Origin of the sequence: Streptomyces sp. NPDC002779 (assembly GCF_042888685.1) — a bacterium.
Classification (GTDB): Bacteria; Actinomycetota; Actinomycetes; order Streptomycetales; family Streptomycetaceae; genus Streptomyces.
Genome location: NZ_JBIAQC010000001.1, coordinates 925,309 through 945,177, shown reverse-complemented (window position 1 = coordinate 945,177; position 19,869 = coordinate 925,309). Strand labels below are relative to the sequence as shown.

Genomic DNA, 19,869 nt, shown 5'->3' with positions numbered 1-19,869 from the left:
CCGGGCGCCCGGGGCGCAGTTTCTTTTTGAGAACCCACCGATCCGAGAGGGCTCCCGCTGTCATGGCGAAGATCCTGAAGTTCGACGAGGACGCCCGTCGCGCCCTCGAGCGCGGCGTCAACAAGCTGGCCGACACGGTCAAGGTGACGATCGGCCCCAAGGGCCGCAACGTCGTCATCGACAAGAAGTTCGGCGCCCCCACCATCACCAACGACGGCGTCACCATCGCCCGCGAGGTCGAGCTCGACGACCCGTACGAGAACCTCGGCGCCCAGCTGGTGAAGGAGGTGGCGACCAAGACCAACGACATCGCGGGTGACGGTACGACCACCGCCACCGTGCTGGCCCAGGCGCTCGTCCGCGAGGGCCTGAAGAACGTCGCCGCGGGTGCCTCCCCGGCGCTGCTGAAGAAGGGCATCGACGCGGCCGTCGCCGCCGTGTCCGAGGAGCTCCTCGCCACCGCGCGCCCGATCGACGAGAAGTCCGACATCGCCGCCGTCGCCGGTCTGTCCGCCCAGGACAGCCAGGTCGGCGAGCTCATCGCCGAGGCGATGGACAAGGTCGGCAAGGACGGTGTCATCACCGTCGAGGAGTCCAACACCTTCGGTCTGGAGCTGGACTTCACCGAGGGCATGGCCTTCGACAAGGGCTACCTGTCGCCGTACTTCGTGACGGACCAGGAGCGCATGGAGGCCGTCCTGGAGGACCCCTACATCCTCATCAACCAGGGCAAGATCTCCTCCATCCAGGACCTGCTGCCGCTGCTGGAGAAGGTCATCCAGTCGGGTGCCTCCAAGCCGCTGCTGATCATCGCCGAGGATGTCGAGGGCGAGGCCCTGTCGACCCTGGTCGTGAACAAGATCCGCGGCACCTTCAACGCGGTCGCGGTCAAGGCCCCCGGCTTCGGTGACCGCCGCAAGGCGATGCTGCAGGACCTCGCGGTCCTCACCGGCGCCACGGTCATCTCCGAGGAGGTCGGCCTCAAGCTCGACCAGGCCGACCTGGACGTGCTGGGCTCCGCCCGCCGTGTCACGGTCACCAAGGACGACACGACCGTCGTCGACGGCGCCGGCAACACCGAGGACGTCGCGGGCCGCGTCAACCAGATCAAGGCCGAGATCGAGAACACCGACTCCGACTGGGACCGCGAGAAGCTCCAGGAGCGCCTCGCGAAGCTGGCCGGCGGCGTGTGCGTGATCAAGGTCGGCGCCGCCACCGAGGTGGAGCTGAAGGAGAAGAAGCACCGTCTGGAGGACGCCATCTCCGCGACCCGCGCCGCGGTCGAGGAGGGCATCGTCTCCGGTGGTGGCTCCGCTCTGGTGCACGCCGCCAAGGTGCTCGAGGGCGGCCTCGGCAAGACCGGCGACGAGGCCACCGGTGTCGCCGTGGTCCGCCGCGCGGTCGTCGAGCCGCTGCGCTGGATCGCCGAGAACGCCGGCCTGGAGGGTTACGTCATCACCGCCAAGGTCGCCGAGCTCGACAAGGGCCAGGGCTTCAACGCCGCCACCGGCGAGTACGGCGACCTGGTCAAGGCCGGCGTCATCGACCCGGTGAAGGTCACCCGCTCCGCCCTGGAGAACGCCGCCTCCATCGCCTCCCTCCTCCTCACGACCGAGACCCTGGTCGTCGAGAAGAAGGAAGAGGAGGAGCCGGCCGCCGGTCACGGCCACAGCCACGGCCACTCCCACTGACGTACGTCAGCACTGAGGCCCGGCACCCCAGGGGTGCCGGGCCTTCGCGTTGCCTACCGCTCCAGCCCCTCCAGCGCGCCCAGCTGCTCCATCAGCCCCAGCCGGTCGTACTGCCACCAGCCCTCGGCGATCTTCCCCTCCGGGGTGCACCGGTGGATGGTGCACCCGGTCATGGACACCTGCCGTCCGGTGGCCCGGATGCCCATGAAGTCGCCCGTGTGCCGGCCGTCGATGGCCCAGCGGGTGCACACCAGGTCGCCCTGGGCCAGCTGGTCCTCGATCGTGAACGTGAAGTCGAAGCCGTCGCGCCACATCCGCACCTCGCGCCGCATCGCGTCGATGCCGATCGTGTCCTGCGGGTTGGCGGGATCGTGGTCGTGATAGTCCTCGACGAGCACGTCATTCAGCGTCGGGGCATCGCCCTTCCCGGCTATCTCCTCGAAGAACCGCCGCACGGTCGCCTCGGCCAGCTGGTCGTCCCGCACGACGTCCAGATCGGTGAACGTCGGCGTCTCGTCGCAGAGGGCGACCATGTCCTCGAAGATCCGGCCGGTCTCCGGGAGACTCGAATTCCGCATCGCCTCCTCGTACGACGGGAACTCCACGATCTCGATGAAGTGCGACGCGTCGGACCGGTCCTTGCCGATCACGCTGTGCGTCGCGGTCCGCTTCCCCTTGGTCTGCTCGACCCACGTGTCCATCAGCCGGTTCATCTCGTCGAACCGGCTTGTTCTGCAGTCGATGAGCTGTACGAACGTCATGGCGTCGCCTCCGTCCCCCGAGGGTCCGGTCGAACACCTCCATTGTCCCCGCTCGGCCGGACTCGCGCCCCTACTGCGGCCCGTACTTGCGCCCCGTCCGGGAGCTGAGCCCGCCGAGCATCCCGCGCGGCACCACCTTCGTGACGCCCATCAGCACCTTGTACCGGGGGTCGGGGATCGACACCGTCTTGCCCCGCGCCAGATCGTCCAGGGCGGACGCGACCAGCTTGTCGGCGTCCAGCCACATCCAGCGGGGGATGTTGTCCGTGCCCATCCCGGCCCGCTCATGGAACTCGGTGCGCACGAAGCCCGGGCACAGCGCCATCAGCCGCACGCCGCTGCCGGCCAGGTCGCGCGCCGCGCCCTGGGTGAACTGCACGACCCACGCCTTGGAGGCACCGTAGGTCCCGCGCGGCACGAAGGCGGCGACCGAGGCGACGTTCACCACCCCGCCCCGGCCCCGCTCGCGCATCGCCTCGGCCGCCGCGGACGTCAGCCGCAGCACCGCCTCGCAGTGCACCTTGAGCATCTTCAGCTCGTCGGCCATGGAGACGTCGAGATAGCGGCCCTTGTTGCCGAAACCGGCGTTGTTGATCAGCAGGTCGACGGGGTTCCTGCGGTCGGCGAGCCGGGCGGCCACCGCCTCGATGCCCTCGTCCGTCGCCAGGTCCGCGGTCAGGACCTCCGCCTCGATGCCGTGCCGGTCGTGCAGCTCAGTCGCCTGCTCGCGCAGCCGCTTGGTGTCCCGTGCGACGAGGACGAGGTTGTGTCCGTCGGCGGCCAGCCGCCGTGCGAAGGCGGCGCCGATGCCCGCGGTCGATCCCGTGATGAGAGCCGTTGTCATGACGCAAGATTAGTGACCCGGACCGGGCGAATCCGCTCCCTGCCCGGCTCCTTTCCAGGACCTGCCCACCTCGCCGCCGGACGTCACGTCAGACGCCGTACCGCGACACGTACTTGCGCGCCGCCGCCAGCGACTCCGGGTGCAGCGCCTCGCCCGCCGGCAGCAGCCGCGGCAGCAGCTCCCGCTGTGTGGTGACCGCCCGGAACTGCAGCGCCACCGTCACCTCGTGGTCCGGCCGGTGCAGGATCTCGATCGCGTCGCCCGCCCGCACCTCACCCGGCTCGATCACCCGCAGATACGCCCCCGGCGCCCCCTTCGCCGTGAACCGCTTCACCCACCGCTGCTCACCCAGGTGGCCCTGGAAGGTACGGCAGGGGATGCGCCCGCACGTCACCTCCAGCACCAGCTCCGGGCCGACCCGCCAGCGCTCCCCGATCAGGGCGCCGGACACGTCCAGGCCGCTGGTCGTGAAGTTCTCGCCGAAGGCACCGCTCGCCAGCGAACGCCCCAGTTCGCGCTCCCACTCGTCCAGGTCCTCACGCGCCATCGCGTACACGGCCTGGTCGTCCCCGCCGTGATGCCGCGTGTCGCATATGTCGTCCCCGGCCAGCCCGCTCGCCCCGGTCCCCTTCGGCCCCGGCGCCGCCACCCGCACCGGCGCGTCGGTCGGCCGCTTGTCGATCGCGGTCACACCCTCGGGGTGGTCCGTGTAGGGCACCGCCGTCCGGCGGCCCAGATTCACAGAGAGAAGCTTCATGGCGGCACGGTAGGCGAAGCAGGGTCAAAGCTTCAGCGCATTTAGGAGCGCCTGATCAAAGCCTCGCTTATCCTTGTGGGGTGATCGAGGCCCGACATCTGCGCGTACTGCGCGCCGTCGCCACCACCGGCTCCTTCTCCGCGGCGGGGCGCGAACTGGGCTGCACCCAGCCCGCCGTCAGCCAGCAGATGAAGGCGCTGGAGGCGTCCGTCGGCACCCCCCTGCTGATCCGCAGCGGCCGCGAGATGCGGCTGACCCAGGCGGGCGAGGCCCTCGTCCGGCACGCGGTCGGCATCCTCGCCGGACTCACCGCCGCCGAGGAGGAGGTCGCCGCCATCGCGGGCCTGCGCGCCGGCCGGGTCCGTCTGGTCTCCTTCCCCAGCGGCAGCTCCACCCTCGTCCCCACCGCCCTCGCCGCCCTGCGCGCCGCGCACCCCGGCACCCGGGTCTCCCTGGAGGAGGCCGAGCCGCCGAGGTCCGTGGAACTGCTCCGCGAGGGCGACTGCGACCTGGCCCTCGCCTTCCGCTACGAGGGCGCGGCCCAGGAGGGCGAATGGGACGACCTCGTGGTCCGGCCCCTGCTCACCGACCGCCTGGTCGCCCTGGTCCCGGAGCGGCACCGGCTCGCGCGGGCGCGGTCCGTGGCGATCGGCGACCTCGCCGCCGAGCCCTGGATCGCCGGATGCCCGCGCTGCCGCGGTCAGTTGGTCGAGGTGTGCGAGGGCGCCGGCTTCACCCCGCGCATCGACTTCGCCACCGACGACTATCCGGCGGTGGTCGGCCTGGTCGGCGCGGGCCTGGGCGTGGCGGTCCTGCCCCAGTTGGCGGTGGAGTCGGTACGCCCGCGCGGTGCACGCACGGTGACACTGGAACCGGCGGTGCGCCGGGAGATCGTCGCCCTCACCCTGCCCGACCTCGCCCAGGTGCCGGCGGTGACGGCGACGCTGGAGCAGCTGGCGCGGGCGGCGAACCGTCAAGTGCGGGACACGAACAGCGAGTCGGGGCGCACGAAGTAAGGGCACGCCTGCGCGTGCCCCAGCTGTGAAGAAACGTTCCTTCAGTTGTTCGAGGCGGTGTGCCCGCCGCCGGTCGACGCCGACACCAGCCGGTGGCGCGCCCGCCCCATGAGCTCCTCGCGCTCGTCCTCGGTCAAGCCGCCCCATACGCCGTACGGTTCGCGCACCGCCAGCGCGTGCGCCGCGCACTGGGCACGGACGGGGCATCTCATACAGACCTCTTTGGCCGAGTTCTCACGAGCACTCCGGGCCGCACCGCGTTCGCCCTCCGGATGGAAGAAGAGCGAACTGTCGACCCCGCGGCAGGCAGCCAGGAGCTGCCAGTCCCACAGGTCCGCGTTCGGTCCGGGAAGGCGGGAGAAATCTGCCATTGCGTGACCCCTTGTAGCCGTTCTGGGCGGATACGGTGTCTACGACCGTACATCTATGATCTAAGTAGATGAAAATATGACTCATTGCGAATCTAGCCTCAGACACCAGGAAATGGGAAGAAAAAGGTCTGAATGGGGCATGGCTTGTGATGAAAGCTTGAGGGTCTGCCGTGCATGTCTGCACCGTGTCCGACCCCTCACGTAGAGTGCCGAAGACGGCGCACGGCCCCGTAACTCTTTCGAGTGACCGTCGTTGAGAGTGCGGATGCGGTTGAAACAACAAGCGCTCGGGCAGGCGTCCGAGACGGTCGACCGCACAGGTGACGATTTCGTACCAGCCTGGAGGCTCAAGGTGACGTGCATCAGCTGCGGAGGGCGGCCATGACATCCGTCCTCGTCTGCGACGACTCCCCGCTTGCCCGAGAGGCACTCCGCCGCGCGGTCGCGACCGTGCCCGGTGTGGAGCGTGTGACGACGGCGGCCAACGGCGAGGAAGTCCTCCGCCGCTGGGGCGCCGACCGCTCGGACCTGATTCTGATGGACGTACGCATGCCCGGTCTGGGCGGCGTCGAGACCGTGCGGCGGCTGCTGTCCGCCGACCCCGGGGCGCGCATCATCATGCTCACCGTCGCCGAGGACCTGGACGGCGTGGCCCTCGCGGTCGCCGCCGGCGCGCGGGGTTATCTGCACAAGGACGCCTCGCGCGCCGAGCTGCGCGCGACGGTGACCCAGGCGCTGGCCGACCCGACCTGGCGGCTCGCCCCGCGTCGGCTGCGCTCCGCGGAGATGGGCGCCGCGCCCACGCTCACCGCGCGGGAGATCCAGGTGCTGGAGGGCATGAGCCACGGCCGGTCCAATGCCGAGATCGGGCGTGAGCTGTTCCTCTCCGAGGACACCGTCAAGACGCACGCCCGGCGCTTGTTCAAGAAGCTCGGTGCCTCTGACCGGGCGCACGCTGTGGCGCTCGGGTTCCGATGGGGCCTGGTTCGCTGAGAACTCGGTCGTGCTCGCCCTCGCCTCGGTGCAGGTCGGCTGTGGCTGGTCGCGCAGTTCCCCGCGCCCCGTTTGGGGCGCGGGTGCTCGTTTCGTCGCGGATGCCGCATCCTTGAGTTGTGGAGTCTCTCGGGGACAAGTCGGTCGAGCGGAAGGGGAGGGCGCAGGAGATGAGTTCCGGCGCACCTGCTCATAACGCTTCGGTGCACAACATGGGACGCGGTGCCGCGGACCGCGGCGCCGCAGGGCACCATGGACCGATGCGCGACGACGAGGCGGCCACTGCCGCAGGGGCGATCGGTGCACTCGTCCATCGCGCTGTCGACGGGGACGAGCAGGCCACGCATGACCTGCTCGCCCATGTCCACCCCCTCGCCCTGCGCTACTGCCGCACCCGGCTGTCCCGGCTGCCCGGAGACGCCCGGCACTTCGTGGAGGACCTCGCGCAGGAGGTCTGCGTGGCCGTCCTGCTCGCGCTGCCGCGCTACCGGGACACCGGCCGCCCCTTCGAGGCGTTCGTCTTCGCCATCGCCGCGCACAAGGTCGCCGACCTGCAGCGGGCGGCCATGCGCCACCCCGGATCGACCGCGGTCCCCTCCGACGAGATGCCGGAGCGCCCCGACGACTCCCTCGGCCCCGAGGAGCGCGCCCTGCTCAGCAGCGACGCCGAATGGGCCAAGAAACTCATGGCCAACCTGCCCGAGAACCAGCGTGAGCTGCTGCTGCTGCGGATCGCGGTGGGGCTGACCGCGGAGGAGACGGGCCAGATGTTGGGAATGTCACCCGGAGCGGTGCGGGTGGCCCAGCACCGGGCCCTGAGCAGGCTGCGGGCGCTGGCGGAGCAGTAATCCGCCCTTTCTTGAACAGGCGTCCCCTCGATTCCGTACGAACATACGAAGCCCGAGGTCGGTCAGGACCGTGGAATTTGCTAGCCGTGCTTCCCGTTAGCATGGACATCCGCACCGATCAAGGCCATTTGGGGAAGGTGTCATGACTGCCAACGTCGACGGAGTGCCCGCCAAATTCGCGACACTCGGGCTGACCTACGACGATGTGCTGCTGCTGCCGGGCGCGTCCGACATGGCGCCCGACGACATCGACACCGCCTCGTACGTCTCCAAGAACGTCCGGGTCAACATCCCGCTGCTGTCCGCCGCCATGGACAAGGTCACCGAGTCGCGCATGGCGATCGCGATGGCCCGCCAGGGCGGCGTCGGCGTACTGCACCGCAATCTCTCCATCGAGGACCAGGCCAACCAGGTCGACCTGGTGAAGCGCTCCGAGTCCGGCATGGTGGCCGACCCCATCACCGTGCACCCGGACGCTACGCTCGCCGAGGCCGACGCGCTGTGCGCCAAGTTCCGCATCAGCGGTGTGCCGGTCACCGACGGGGAGAAGAAGCTCCTCGGCATCGTCACCAACCGTGACATGGCCTTCGAGACGGACCGCTCCCGCCGGGTCCGCGAGGTCATGACCCCGATGCCGCTGGTCACCGGCAAGGTCGGCATCTCCGGCGTGGAGGCCATGGAGCTGCTGCGCAAGCACAAGATCGAGAAGCTGCCGCTGGTCGACGACGCGGGCGTCCTCAAGGGCCTGATCACGGTCAAGGACTTCGTCAAGGCGGAGAAGTACCCGAACGCCGCCAAGGACGCCGAGGGCCGCCTGCTGGTCGGCGCCGCGGTCGGCGTGGCCGGGGACGCCTTCGAGCGCGCCCAGGCCCTCGTCGAGGCCGGTGTCGACTTCATCGTCGTGGACACCGCGCACGGCCACTCCCGGCTGGTCGGCGACATGGTCGCCAAGATCAAGTCGAACTCCGCCGGCGTCGACGTCATCGGCGGCAACATCGCCACCCGGGACGGCGCCCAGGCGCTGATCGACGCCGGTGTGGACGGCATCAAGGTCGGCGTCGGCCCCGGCTCGATCTGCACCACCCGGGTCGTCGCCGGCATCGGTGTCCCGCAGGTCACCGCCATCTACGAGGCGTCCCTCGCCGCCAAGGAGGCCGGGATCCCGGTCATCGGCGACGGCGGCCTGCAGTACTCGGGCGACATCGCCAAGGCCCTGGTCGCGGGCGCCGACACGGTGATGCTCGGCTCGCTGCTCGCGGGCTGCGAGGAGTCGCCGGGCGAGCTGATGTTCATCAACGGCAAGCAGTTCAAGTCGTACCGCGGCATGGGCTCGCTCGGGGCCATGCAGTCCCGCGGCGACCGCAAGTCGTTCTCCAAGGACCGGTACTTCCAGGAGGGCGTCGCCTCCGACGAGCAGCTCGTGCCCGAGGGTATCGAGGGCCAGGTGCCCTACCGCGGTCCGCTCTCCTCGGTCGTCCACCAGCTGGTCGGCGGCCTGCGCCAGTCGATGTTCTACGTCGGCGGCCGTACGGTCCCCGAGCTCCAGGCGGGCGGCCAGTTCGTCCGGATCACCTCGGCGGGGCTCAAGGAGAGCCACCCGCACGACATCCAGATGACGGTCGAGGCGCCGAACTACAGCCGTAACAAGTAGGCGCGAGCCTCTTCCAGGGCGGCCCCGGAGCACCGGGGCCGCCCTCGCCGTGCCCGTCGGCGATACTGGAAGACGCTGAAACGCATCAGGGAAAGGCCACAGACGTGACTGAGATCGAGATCGGGCGCGGCAAGCGCGGCCGCAGGGCGTACGCCTTCGACGACATCGCCGTCGTCCCGAGCCGTCGTACGCGGGACCCGAAGGAGGTCTCGATCGCCTGGCAGATCGACGCCTACCGCTTCGAGCTGCCGTTCCTGGCCGCCCCCATGGACTCGGTCGTCTCACCGGCCACCGCGATCCGCATCGGTGAGCTCGGCGGCCTCGGCGTGCTGAACCTCGAGGGCCTGTGGACGCGCCACGAGGACCCGCAGCCGCTGCTCGACGAGATCACCGAGCTGCCCGACGAGGCCGCGACCCGCCGCCTCCAGGAGATCTACGCGGCTCCCATCAAGGAGGAGCTGATCGGCGCGCGCATCAAGGAGGTGCGCGACTCGGGCGTGGTCACCGCGGCGGCGCTCTCCCCGCAGCGCACGGCGCAGTTCTCCAAGGCCGTGGTGGACGCGGGCGTGGATCTCTTCGTCATCCGCGGTACGACGGTCTCCGCGGAGCACGTATCGGGCTCGCACGAGCCGCTGAACCTGAAGCAGTTCATCTACGAGCTCGACGTCCCGGTGATCGTCGGCGGCTGCGCCACGTACACCGCGGCCCTGCACCTGATGCGCACCGGTGCGGCGGGCGTCCTGGTCGGCTTCGGCGGCGGCGCGGCGCACACCACGCGCAACGTCCTCGGCATCCAGGTCCCGATGGCCACCGCGGTCGCCGACGTGGCCGCGGCCCGCCGCGACTACATGGACGAGTCCGGCGGCCGGTACGTCCACGTCATCGCGGACGGCGGCGTGGGCTGGTCCGGCGACATCCCGAAGGCGATCGCCTGCGGCGCGGACGCGGTGATGATGGGCTCCCCGCTGGCCCGGGCCACCGACGCGCCCGGCCGCGGCCACCACTGGGGCATGGAGGCCGTGAACGAGGAGCTGCCGCGCGGCAAGAAGGTCGACCTCGGCACGGTCGGCACCATCGAGGAGGTCCTGACGGGCCCGTCGCACACCCCCGACGGCTCGATGAACCTCTTCGGCGCGCTGCGCCGGGCCATGGCCACGACCGGGTACAGCGAGCTGAAGGAATTCCAGCGGGTCGAGGTCACGGTGGCCGACTCGCAGCACAAGCGGTAGGTCGTACGGTGTCCGAAGGGCCGGTCATCCCGAGGGGTGACCGGCCCTTCCCATGACCTTCTTCACAGCCGGTGCGCCGCCCCCGTGGGCGTGGCCCCCCGGGTGTCGAGCAGCAGCTGTGCCTTCACCGACAGGCCCTGGAGGTCGTACGTCCGGTGCTGCTGGAGCAGGATGGTCAGGTCCGCGTCGGCCGCTGCCTCGTAGAGGGAGTCCGCGCGCGGGACCGGGCGGTCCAGGACGTTCCAGGAGGGGATGTGCGGGTCGTGGTAGCTGACGGAGGCGCCGAGGCTCATCAGGCGGACGGCGATCTCCTCGGCCGGGGTGGACTGCTGGTCGGCGAGGTCCGCCTTGTAGGTGACCCCGAGCAGCAGGACGCGGGCCCCGCGCGCCGATTTGCCGTGCTCGTTGAGGAGGGTGGCCGCGCGCTGGATGACGTAGCGCGGCATCTGGCTGTTGACCTGCTGGGCCAGTTCGACCATGCGCAGGGTGCGGCCGGTGTGGCCGGTCAGGTCCTGGGGGACGGCGTGGCCGCCGACGCCCGGGCCGGGGCGGAAGGAGTGGAAGCCGAAGGGCTTGGTCTCCGCGCAGCGGATGACGTCCCACAGGTCGACGCCCATGTCGTGGCAGAGGGCGGCCATCTCGTTGACGAGGGCGATGTTGACGTGCCGGAAGTTGGTCTCCAGCAGCTGCACCGTCTCCGCTTCTCGCGGGCCACGCGCGCGTACCACCTTGTCGGTGAGGCGTGCGTAGAAGGCCGCCGCCGACTCGGTGCACGCGGGAGTCAGGCCGCCGATCACCTTCGGTGTGTTGGCGGGGGTGAAGTCGCGGTTGCCGGGATCCACTCGGCTGGGGGAGTAGGCCAGGTGGAAGTCGCGGCCCGCGCGGAGCCCCGAGCCCTCCTCCAGCAGCGGGCGCAGGACGTCCTCGGTGGTGCCCGGGGGCACCGGTGACTCCAGGATCACCGTGGTGTGCGGGCGCATGCGCCCGGCCAGCGTGCGGGCGGCCGTCTCGACCTGGGTGAGGTCCAGGCCGCCGTCCGCCCCGCGCGGGGTGGGCGCGCAGATGACGGCGGTGCGCACCCGGCCCAGTTCGGCCGGGCTGGTGGCGTGCCGGAAGCCCGCCGCGAGCATGCGGCGCACCTCCGCGGGGCTGAGCGAGCCGGGTTCGGGCCCGGTGCGGTAACCGAGCGTGGAGATGCCGACGGCCACGGCGGCCTGGGCCAGGGGCAGGCCGTACGGGCCGAGTCCGATGACGGCGAGATCTGCGGGCATGGCGTGGGCCGTCCTTCCCAGTAACCGAAGCGGGACAGGTGCGCAAGCCCTGTGGACAGGACGGGCGAGCGCAATGTCAGACTAGGAGTAAATATGACCGAAATACGGGATTGATCCTGTGTGTCTTCCCGGCGGGCGGGCAACACCCGGCGGACAGATCCGTGAAGGTTGTCCACAGGCTGGGGGCGACTGGTGGCTGAAGTCGGGCAAGCCGGTCAGACTTTGGGCATGGGGGACAGGACCGGGCTTCGCCCACCGGTGCGGCCGGGACGACCTACAGCGGGAGGCAGCGGTGAGGACAGCGACACTGGGGCCGGCGCAACGCGCCGAGTCGCTCGCGGCAATGGCCGAGCGCGAACTGGATCTGCTGGTCGTGGGCGCCGGAGTGGTCGGCGCGGGCACCGCGCTCGACGCGGCGACCCGGGGCCTGTCCACCGGACTGGTCGAGGCGCGTGACTGGGCGTCGGGCACGTCGAGCAGGTCCAGCAAGCTGATCCACGGCGGCCTGCGCTATCTGGAGATGCTCGACTTCACGCTCGTGCGCGAGGCGCTCAAGGAGCGCGGCCTGCTGCTGGAGCGGCTCGCCCCGCACCTGGTGAAGCCGGTGCCGTTCCTGTACCCCCTTCAGCACCAGGGCTGGGAGCGGCTGTACGCCGGTTCCGGCGTCGCCCTCTACGACGCCATGTCGATGGCCCGCGGCCACGGCCGGGGCCTGCCCATGCACCGTCACCTGAGCCGCCGTCACGCCCTGCGGGTGGCGCCCGCCTTGAAGAAGGACGCGCTGGTCGGCGCCCTGCAGTACTACGACGCCCAGATGGACGACGCCCGGTACGTCGCCACCCTGGTCCGCACCGCCGCCGCGTACGGCGCCCAGGTGGCCAACCGCGCGCGGGTGACCGGATTCCTGCGCGAGGGCGAGCGGGTGGTCGGCGCCCGGGTGCAGGACGTCGAGGCCGGCGGGGAGTACGAGGTCCGCGCCAAGCAGATCGTCAACGCCACCGGTGTGTGGACCGACGACACCCAGGCCATGGTGGGGGAGCGGGGGCAGTTCCATGTGCGCGCCTCCAAGGGCATCCACCTGGTCGTGCCCAAGGACCGCATCCACTCCGGGACCGGTCTCATCCTGCGGACCGAGAAGTCCGTGCTGTTCGTCATCCCCTGGGGGCGGCACTGGATCATCGGCACCACGGACACCGACTGGGACCTCGACAAGGCGCACCCGGCCGCGTCCAGCGCCGACATCGACTATCTGCTGGAGCATGTGAACTCCGTGCTCGCCGTGCCGCTCACCCGGGACGACGTGCAGGGCGTGTACGCGGGGCTGCGGCCGCTGCTGGCCGGTGAGTCGGACGCCACCAGCAAGCTGTCGCGCGAGCACACCGTGGCCCATCCGGTGCCGGGGCTCGTCGTCGTGGCGGGCGGGAAGTACACGACGTACCGGGTGATGGCCAAGGACGCCGTTGACGAGGCGGTGCACGGGCTGGACATGCGGGTCGCGGAGTGCGTCACCGAGGACGTCCCGCTGCTGGGCGCGGAGGGCTACCGGGCGCTGTGGAACGCGCGGGCGCGCATCGCCGCCCGGACGGGGCTTCATGTGGTGCGCGTGGAGCACCTGTTGAACCGCTACGGCGCGCTGGCGGAGGAGGTGCTCGACCTCATCGCCGCGGACCCCTCGCTGGGCGAGCCGCTGCGGGCGGCCGAGGACTATCTGCGCGCCGAGGTGGTGTACGCCGCCTCGCACGAGGGCGCACGGCACCTGGACGACGTGCTGACCCGGCGGACCCGTATCTCCATCGAGACCTTCGACCGCGGCACCCTCAGCGCCCGCGAGGCGGCCGAGCTGATGGCGCCGGTCCTCGGCTGGGACAAGGACCACATCGAGCGGGAGATCCAGCACTACGAGAAGCGGGTGGAGGCGGAGCGGGAGTCGCAGCGGCAGCCGGACGATCTGACCGCGGACGCGGCGCGGCTGGGGGCGCCGGACATCGTGCCGCTGTAGCCCTTCGCTCGCCCTTGCGCCGGCCCTTGCTTGCGCCGGCCCTTGCGTTCGCCCTTTTTCGTGCACCTCTTTGTTCACTCGAACGAGTGGCGGGAGCGGGGATCTTCGCCCGGAACCCGGCCGTTCTACCGGGTGCGGGGGCAGAACTCGGCGGTGAGCAGCCGGGGTTCGAGACCGGGGTCCGTCACCGCCGTCGTGTTCACCCGGTAAGTCAGGACACGGCGTCCGTCGACGGTGGCCGCGGTGCGCACGAAGCTGCCGGAGATGATCCCGTTGTGGCCCCACACCGTGGTGCCGCAGGGCAGCCGCACGGGAAACAGACCCATGCCGTACAGGCCGTGTGCGGCGCGGGTGTCGAGCATCTCGCGCATCCAGTGCGGGGGCAGCAGTTCACCGCCGAGCAGCGCCGCGTAGAAGCGGTTCAGATCGGCGAGCGTGGTCACCAGCTCACCCGCGGCCCCGGCCACCCGCGGGTCGAGCTCGGTGACATCGCGCCCGCCGGAGGTGTAGGCGCGGCCGTGCGGGGAGGGCAGCGAGGTGCGTGATCCGGGAAAGGAGGTGCCGGTCAGCCGCAGTGGAGCGATCAGCCGGCGTTGGGCCTCGGCCGCGTAGGAGCGGCCGGTGACCTGCCGGACGACCAGGCCGAGCAGGACGTAGTTGGTGTTGGAGTAGGCGAATCGGCCGCGGTCGGCCGGGGGGTGGGTGAGCGCGAGGCGGACGGCCTGACGAGGGGAGAGGGGGACCAGGCCCCCGGTGTCGGCGGTGAAGTCGTGCAGGCCGCTGGTCTGGGTGAGCAGGGCACGCAGGGTCAGCGCGCGACCGTCGTGGCCCGCTCCGCGCACCAGGCCCGGCAGGTGCTTGTCCACCGGGTCGGACAGGGACAGCCGGTCTTCGGCGGCCAGTTGCAGGACCACCGTGGCGAGGAAGGTCTTGGTGATGCTGCCCGCCCGGAAGTGGTCGGCGGCGGCGATGCCGGGGCCGGCCTCGGCGTAACGGCTGCCGTCCTCCGCGCGGGAGAGCAGCGCCGCGGCCGGGGCGCCGCCCTGGGTGACCAGCAGCGGAAGCACCGCGTCCGTGGTCGGTGCGGCGGGCACGGAGGAGGTGGACGGGGTGAGCGCCAGCAGGGCCAGGGCCACGGGAACGGCCAGTAGGGTCCGTAGTGGCGGCATGGCGGGACCTCCTTGTCGGGGCCCATGATGCAGGGTGCGGAACGGCCGGTTCCGCCGGGGGCACACCCGACTCCCGGTCCACTTGCGCACCAGCGGCACCCTGGGCGTCGGGCACTTGTCGGGTGAGAGACAATGGAGGCTCTGTCAGGGCGGGTTGCATGAGGGGACGCATGTCGGAGGCGGAGCGGGCGGGAGCATCCCGTCAGGACAACAGCGGTCGTCTCCTCGCCGGGCGGTACCGGCTGGGAGATGTGCTGGGCCGTGGCGGCATGGGTACGGTCTGGCGTGCGCAGGACGAGACGCTGGGCCGGACCGTCGCCGTGAAGGAGCTGCGGTTCCCCTCGAGCATCGAGGAGGAGGAGAAACGCCGGCTGATCACGCGGACGCTGCGGGAGGCCAAGGCCATCGCGCGGATCCGCAACAACAGCGCGGTGACGGTCTACGACGTGGTCGACGAGGACGACCGGCCCTGGATCGTGATGGAGCTCGTCGAGGGGAAGTCGCTCGCCGAGGTCATCCGGGAGGACGGCCTGCTGAAGCCGAGACGTGCGGCGGAGGTCGGGCTCGCGGTGCTCGACGTGCTGCGCTCGGCCCACCGTCAGGGCATCCTGCACCGGGACGTGAAGCCGTCGAACGTGCTGATCGCCGACGACGGCCGGGTCGTGCTCACCGACTTCGGCATCGCCCAGGTCGAGGGCGATCCGTCGATCACCTCCACCGGCATGCTCGTCGGCGCGCCCTCCTACATCTCCCCGGAGCGGGCGCGCGGGCACAAGCCGGGACCGGCGGCCGACCTGTGGTCGCTCGGCGGTCTGCTGTACGCGGCGGTCGAGGGGGTGCCGCCGTACGACAGGGGCTCCGCGATCGCCACGCTCACCGCGGTGATGACCGAGCCGTTGGAGGAGCCGAAGAACGCCGGGCCGCTGCGGGACGTGATCCACGGGCTGCTCACCAAGGACCCGGCGCAGCGGCTCGACGACGCCGGTGCGCGGTCGATGCTGAACGCGGTCATCCATGCCCCCGAGCCCAAGGCGGAGGCGGAGGTGCAGGACGCGACGAAGGCCGTGCCGCTGCCGGCCCAGCCGGAGGCGCCGGCGGACGCCGGGGAGCGGTTGCGGGGGGCGCTGCGTTCCGTGCGCAAGGCCGCCGTCTCGGCGGGGGCCGCGGACGCCTCGCGTGCCGACTCGGGTGGCGCGACGGCCGGTTCGGGCGCGGGCGGCGACGAGCAGCGCGGTGCTGCCGGGGGCAACGGGCAGGGCGGGGGGCGTAGTTCGGGGTGGCCCGTGATGACGCCGCCGGATCTGCCGGCCCGGCCGGCGCCCAGGGCGCCGCTCACCGATGTGGTGCCGCGGCGGACGTTGCTGATCATCGCCGCGGTCGTGGTGCTGGCCGTCATCGGGGTGGTGCTGGCGGTCGCGTTCAGCGGGGACGACGACCCCAAGGGCACCGCGGGCGGTGGGGGCACCAAGTCCTCGGCCGAGGCGAGCGCGAGCGGCGACACCAGGGACGACGAGAGCGGTGCGGCGACGCCGGACGGGCAGGCGAGCCCGTCCGCGTCGACCGGATCGACGCCGAGCGCCAGTGCGAGCGGTTCCGCCGGGGGCGGGGCGGGCTCGGACGGTTCGTCCGGAAGTGGCGGCGGTGTGGCGGTTACGCATGAGGGCAGCCAGGGGTACTCCATCGGGCTGCCCAAGGGGTGGAAGTACCAGTCCACGAGCGCAGCGGGTGACCGGTTCACCGGGCCCGACGGGCAGAAGCTGCTCATCGGCTGGACCACTGAGCCCAAGGACGACCCCGTTGCCGACTGGGAGGCGCAGGAAGGCGCCATGCAGCGCTCCCAGTACCAGCGGATCCGCATAGAGGCGGTGGACTACCGCGACTGGAACACGGCCGATTGGGAGTTCACCTACGTCGACGGGGGTACCAAGTACCGGAGCATCGACCGTGGGTTCGTGGTGGACGACGATCTCGGGTATGGGCTGATGTACACGGCGAAAGCCGCCAATTGGGGTACTGAGCTGCGTAAGGACACATGGCGGACGCTGACGAAGTCCTTCGAACCGGAGTCGTGATCCACCGCGATGATGCGTGGTCACGGTTTGGTGCGTGAGATCTGGCATCCCCTCTTTATGGGTTGCCTACGGCACGTATCGTGAGTGCTTGCGGACCGTACGCATCCAGGTATGCGGCCACAACGGGACGCAAGGCGAACGGATTTGACCAACCGGGCGGCCGGGGGAGGCGTCGTGGACGACTATGCGGGTCGGGTGCTCGCCGACCGCTACCGCCTGCCGCTGCCGCCGTCCGACGAGTACGAACTCACCGAGACGCGCGCCTTCGACACCTACAGCGGACAGGAAGTCCTGGTCCGGCAGGTGCCGTTGCCGGAGGTCGTCGAGGCCGAGGTGCTCGACGCGGAGGGGCTGCCCGACGGTTTCACCGCGCGTGAGCGGGGCGCGGCGCGGCGGCCCGCTCCACGCGGCAGTGCCCGGCGGCCCAGCGATCCGGCCGTGCGGCGGGCGGTGGAGGCCGCGCAGGCCGCGGCCCGCATTCCGGACCATCCCCGGCTGGACCAGGTCTTCGACGTGTTCGCCGAGGGCGGTTCGCTCTGGATCGTCAGCGAGCTGGTGCCGGCGCGACCGCTGGCCGCGCTGCTCGCGGAGAAGCCGCTGACGCCGTACCGGGCGGCCGAGGTCGCCTCCGACGTGCTGATGGCGCTGCGGGTGCTGCACGCGCACGGCTGGGTGCACCGGAACATCACCGCCCGGACCGTGCTCGTCTGCGACGACGGACGGGTGATGCTGACCGGTCTCGCGGTCGGGGCCGCGGAAGAGGCGCTGTGCGGGTACGACCCGGTGCCGGTGGACGATGACGAGGGCGGTGCGGGGGTCGGCGGATCCGGTGGTCCCCCCGGCGGTTCGGTCTCCGTGGAGATGGACCCCGAGGCCGCTCGGCGGGCCGCGATCGAGGCCCGGGAGGCCACTGGGCTGCCCCCGGTCGGCGGACCGGGCGGGCCCGCCGGTCCGATCGGCGCGGGAGCCGGAGCGGCGGGGCCCCGGGCGGTGGAGGCCGGTGGATCCGGCGGATCCGGTGCGTCCGGTGGGTCGGGCGGGCCCGGCGGGGACATCCGGGCGGCGCGGGCCGGGGCGATCGCCGCGTACCGAGCGGGGGCGCGGGCCGCGGCCCGGGTGCAGGAGGCGCAGAACGGCCGAGCCGCGTTGCCGGGCGCCCGCTCGGCCCCCGAGGGCAACGGTGCGCCGCAGCCGCCGTATCCCTCGAACGGGGCCCAGGAGCCGCCGTATTCCTCGGCGAACGGGGCGTCGCAGTCGCCGTACTTCACGGGCGGTGGGGCGCAGCAGCAGCCGTATCCCTCGGCGAACGGGGCGCAGCAGCCGTATCCCTCGGGCAACAGCGCCCAGCAGCCGTATCCGACCGCGAACGGCGCCCAGCAGCCGCCGTATCCCTCGGCCGGTGGGGCCCAGCAGCCGCCGTACCCCTCCGCCGACGGCGCTCACCAGCCGCCCGCCGGGACGCCCGGTCAGATTGCCGATCCGTACGGTGTCCGTGCCGGTTCCTGGCACGGTGCCGCCCCCCGCCCGGGCGCCCCGGGTGTGGCCCCGGAGTCGGCCGGCCGGCCCGGAGTCGAGGCAGGCCCGGGCCGCACGGCGCTGCCCCCGGCCGGGAACGGCCCGCTGATCCCTTCCCCCGGAACCCAGGGCACGGGCGCCCGCCGTCCAGGCTCCGCCGGACGCCCCGCCGGTTCGCCGGGCTCCGCCGGGCACCGATCCGCCGGTGCGCCGGGCTCCGCTGGTCGCCCGTCCGCCGGTTCCCCGGGTCCCGCGGGGCTGCCGCCCGCCGGTGCGCCGGGCTCCGCTGGACGCCCGTCCGCCGGTGCCGCCGGCCACACCGGGATCGCCCCCGTCGTCCCGTCGCCCAGTCGCTGGGACGAGTTGGCCGCTAGCGCCCCCGTGCGCCGGGGGCCCGCCACCGCGCTTGCCGCTGAGCGGGCCCGGCAGGCCCGTATGGCCGTCGTGGGGCCCGTCACCGAGCGGTGGGCGCCCGAGCAGGCCGGTCCGGTGCACGAGAACTGGCAGTTGGCGGCGCCCATCGGCCCGGCCACCGACCTGTGGGCGCTCGGCGCGCTGCTGTTCCGGGCCGTGCAGGGGCACGCCCCGTACCCCGAGGAGTCCACCGCCGAGCTGGTGCAGATGGTGTGCGCCGAGCCGCCCGCCTTCGCGGAGGAGTGCGGCCCGCTCCGACCGGTCGTGGAGTCGCTGCTGCGCCAGGACCCCACCGAGCGGATCGACTTCGAGGAACTGCGCGGCTGGCTGCGCTCCCTCGTGCGGTCCGCGCCCGAGCCGGAGGCCGGGGCGCATGTCGTTGCCGCGCCGCCCGCCGACGCCAGCCGGCTGCCGGTGGTGCGCCGCAGGGGCGAGCTGGTGCGCAGGCGGCGTGCGGGGCTGCCCGCGCACCAGGGACGGCACAAGCGGGCCCGTAAGGAGGAGAGTTCGCCGCGCAGCCTGGGCCGTACGCTGCTCGTGCTGATCCTGCTGCTGATGGCGGGAGCCGTCGCGTACGCCATGCTCTTCATGCCGAAGGCCGAGAGCGGCGGCGCCGAGAACACCGGCCGGGCCGGCGCCACGGGCGAGGTCGGCCAGGCGCCGGAGGCCAGCAGTGAGCCCCGGCCCGACCAGACCTCACCCGGCGAGGAGCCGGAGAAGCCCGGGAACAGCCCTTCGGAGTCGGCGCGTTCGACCGACTCACAGACCACCGGTCCCGATGTCGCCGACGGCTTCACCCTGCGCGCGGACGACGAGGGCTTCCGGGTCGCCGTCGCCAACGGCTGGGACCGGGAGGCGAAGAACGGCCGCGGACAAGTGGTCTACGCGCACGGCGACTTCGAGCTCATCGTCGTACCGGGCCGGGACACCGCGGACGAGTTCGGCGGCGACCCGATGGCGTACCAGCGGGAGGACGAGCCCGAGCTGCAGCCGTACCGGGACTCCAGCTGGGCCACCTCCACCGGTCTGAAGACCATCGAGGTGGGCGGACGGAGCATGGCCGAGGGCCAGTTCACCTGGACCGACGACGAAGGCCGCGAGCGGTTCGTCCGCAACCTCGCCATCCTGATCGACGACCGGTACCACGTCGTGCAGGTGCGCGGTCCGGAGGCGGAGCGGGACGAGGTGACCCGGCTGTTCGAGCAGGCGTCGGCGACGTATCAGGTCACCGGCTGATCGCGCTGCCCGACGCTGGGTGACGGCAACCG

15 protein-coding genes are annotated in these 19,869 nt (G+C 71.7%); 9 read left to right on the top strand and 6 right to left on the bottom strand.

Translation table 11 applies throughout. The features are described 5' to 3' along the window. The first annotated feature begins 62 nt into the window (after positions 1 to 62). Positions 63 to 1,691, top strand: coding sequence for a chaperonin GroEL (groL, locus tag ACFYW5_RS04215; RefSeq protein WP_389415386.1), 1,629 nt, complete (start codon positions 63 to 65; stop codon positions 1,689 to 1,691). Between the two features lie 53 nt (positions 1,692 to 1,744). On the opposite strand, the gene ACFYW5_RS04210 is transcribed toward groL, so the two are convergent. The 3 genes from ACFYW5_RS04210 to ACFYW5_RS04200 form a co-directional block, all read right to left on the bottom strand. Next, positions 1,745 to 2,452: an ester cyclase gene (locus ACFYW5_RS04210; RefSeq protein WP_389415385.1), complete on the bottom strand. Its 708-nt coding sequence runs from the start codon at positions 2,450 to 2,452 to the stop codon at positions 1,745 to 1,747. Between the two features lie 70 nt (positions 2,453 to 2,522). Then, on the bottom strand, positions 2,523 to 3,296 hold the full coding sequence (locus tag ACFYW5_RS04205; RefSeq protein WP_389415384.1) for an SDR family NAD(P)-dependent oxidoreductase: 774 nt from the start codon (positions 3,294 to 3,296) through the stop codon (positions 2,523 to 2,525). Between the two features lie 88 nt (positions 3,297 to 3,384). After that, positions 3,385 to 4,053: an MOSC domain-containing protein gene (locus tag ACFYW5_RS04200; RefSeq protein WP_389415383.1), complete on the bottom strand. Its 669-nt coding sequence runs from the start codon at positions 4,051 to 4,053 to the stop codon at positions 3,385 to 3,387. Positions 4,054 to 4,133: 80 nt separating this feature from the next. On the opposite strand from ACFYW5_RS04200, the gene ACFYW5_RS04195 reads away from it, so the two are divergent. Beyond that, complete coding sequence (locus ACFYW5_RS04195; protein ID WP_389415382.1) at positions 4,134 to 5,069, top strand: LysR family transcriptional regulator; 936 nt, start codon at positions 4,134 to 4,136, stop codon at positions 5,067 to 5,069. A gap of 41 nt (positions 5,070 to 5,110) precedes the next feature. Here ACFYW5_RS04195 and ACFYW5_RS04190 read toward each other — a convergent pair whose 3' ends face one another. After that, the gene (locus ACFYW5_RS04190) at positions 5,111 to 5,440 is read right to left on the bottom strand and encodes a WhiB family transcriptional regulator (protein WP_389415381.1); all 330 of its coding nucleotides are present in this window, start codon (positions 5,438 to 5,440) and stop codon (positions 5,111 to 5,113) included. 381 nt (positions 5,441 to 5,821) lie between these two features. On the opposite strand from ACFYW5_RS04190, the gene ACFYW5_RS04185 reads away from it, so the two are divergent. From ACFYW5_RS04185 to ACFYW5_RS04170, 4 genes are all read left to right on the top strand, one after another. After that, positions 5,822 to 6,433 (top strand): response regulator transcription factor, encoded by a 612-nt coding sequence (locus ACFYW5_RS04185; protein ID WP_003948568.1) that lies wholly within the window; start codon positions 5,822 to 5,824, stop codon positions 6,431 to 6,433. A 260-nt stretch (positions 6,434 to 6,693) separates the two neighbouring features. Beyond that, entirely contained in the window at positions 6,694 to 7,281 is a 588-nt protein-coding gene (locus ACFYW5_RS04180; protein WP_389415380.1) for a sigma-70 family RNA polymerase sigma factor, read from the top strand. Positions 7,282 to 7,423: 142 nt separating this feature from the next. Then, positions 7,424 to 8,932, top strand: coding sequence for an IMP dehydrogenase (guaB, locus tag ACFYW5_RS04175; protein ID WP_389415379.1), 1,509 nt, complete (start codon positions 7,424 to 7,426; stop codon positions 8,930 to 8,932). A gap of 104 nt (positions 8,933 to 9,036) precedes the next feature. Beyond that, positions 9,037 to 10,161 (top strand): GuaB3 family IMP dehydrogenase-related protein, encoded by a 1,125-nt coding sequence (locus tag ACFYW5_RS04170; protein WP_389415378.1) that lies wholly within the window; start codon positions 9,037 to 9,039, stop codon positions 10,159 to 10,161. A 62-nt stretch (positions 10,162 to 10,223) separates the two neighbouring features. Here ACFYW5_RS04170 and ACFYW5_RS04165 read toward each other — a convergent pair whose 3' ends face one another. Then, complete coding sequence (locus ACFYW5_RS04165; protein WP_389415377.1) at positions 10,224 to 11,432, bottom strand: nucleotide sugar dehydrogenase; 1,209 nt, start codon at positions 11,430 to 11,432, stop codon at positions 10,224 to 10,226. Positions 11,433 to 11,724: 292 nt separating this feature from the next. Between ACFYW5_RS04165 and ACFYW5_RS04160 the strand changes: the two genes are divergently transcribed. Beyond that, positions 11,725 to 13,431, top strand: coding sequence for a glycerol-3-phosphate dehydrogenase/oxidase (locus ACFYW5_RS04160; protein ID WP_389415376.1), 1,707 nt, complete (start codon positions 11,725 to 11,727; stop codon positions 13,429 to 13,431). A 125-nt stretch (positions 13,432 to 13,556) separates the two neighbouring features. Here the strand turns inward: ACFYW5_RS04160 and ACFYW5_RS04155 are convergent, their stop codons facing one another. Further along, entirely contained in the window at positions 13,557 to 14,600 is a 1,044-nt protein-coding gene (locus tag ACFYW5_RS04155) for a serine hydrolase domain-containing protein (protein ID WP_389415375.1), read from the bottom strand. Between the two features lie 170 nt (positions 14,601 to 14,770). Between ACFYW5_RS04155 and ACFYW5_RS04150 the strand changes: the two genes are divergently transcribed. Further along, positions 14,771 to 16,672, top strand: a complete 1,902-nt coding sequence (locus ACFYW5_RS04150) for a serine/threonine-protein kinase (protein ID WP_389415374.1) — start codon at positions 14,771 to 14,773, stop codon at positions 16,670 to 16,672. A 174-nt stretch (positions 16,673 to 16,846) separates the two neighbouring features. Beyond that, a complete protein-coding gene (locus ACFYW5_RS04145) occupies positions 16,847 to 19,837 on the top strand; it encodes a protein kinase (RefSeq protein ID WP_389415373.1) in 2,991 nt (996 codons plus the stop codon). Positions 19,838 to 19,869 lie beyond the last annotated feature (32 nt).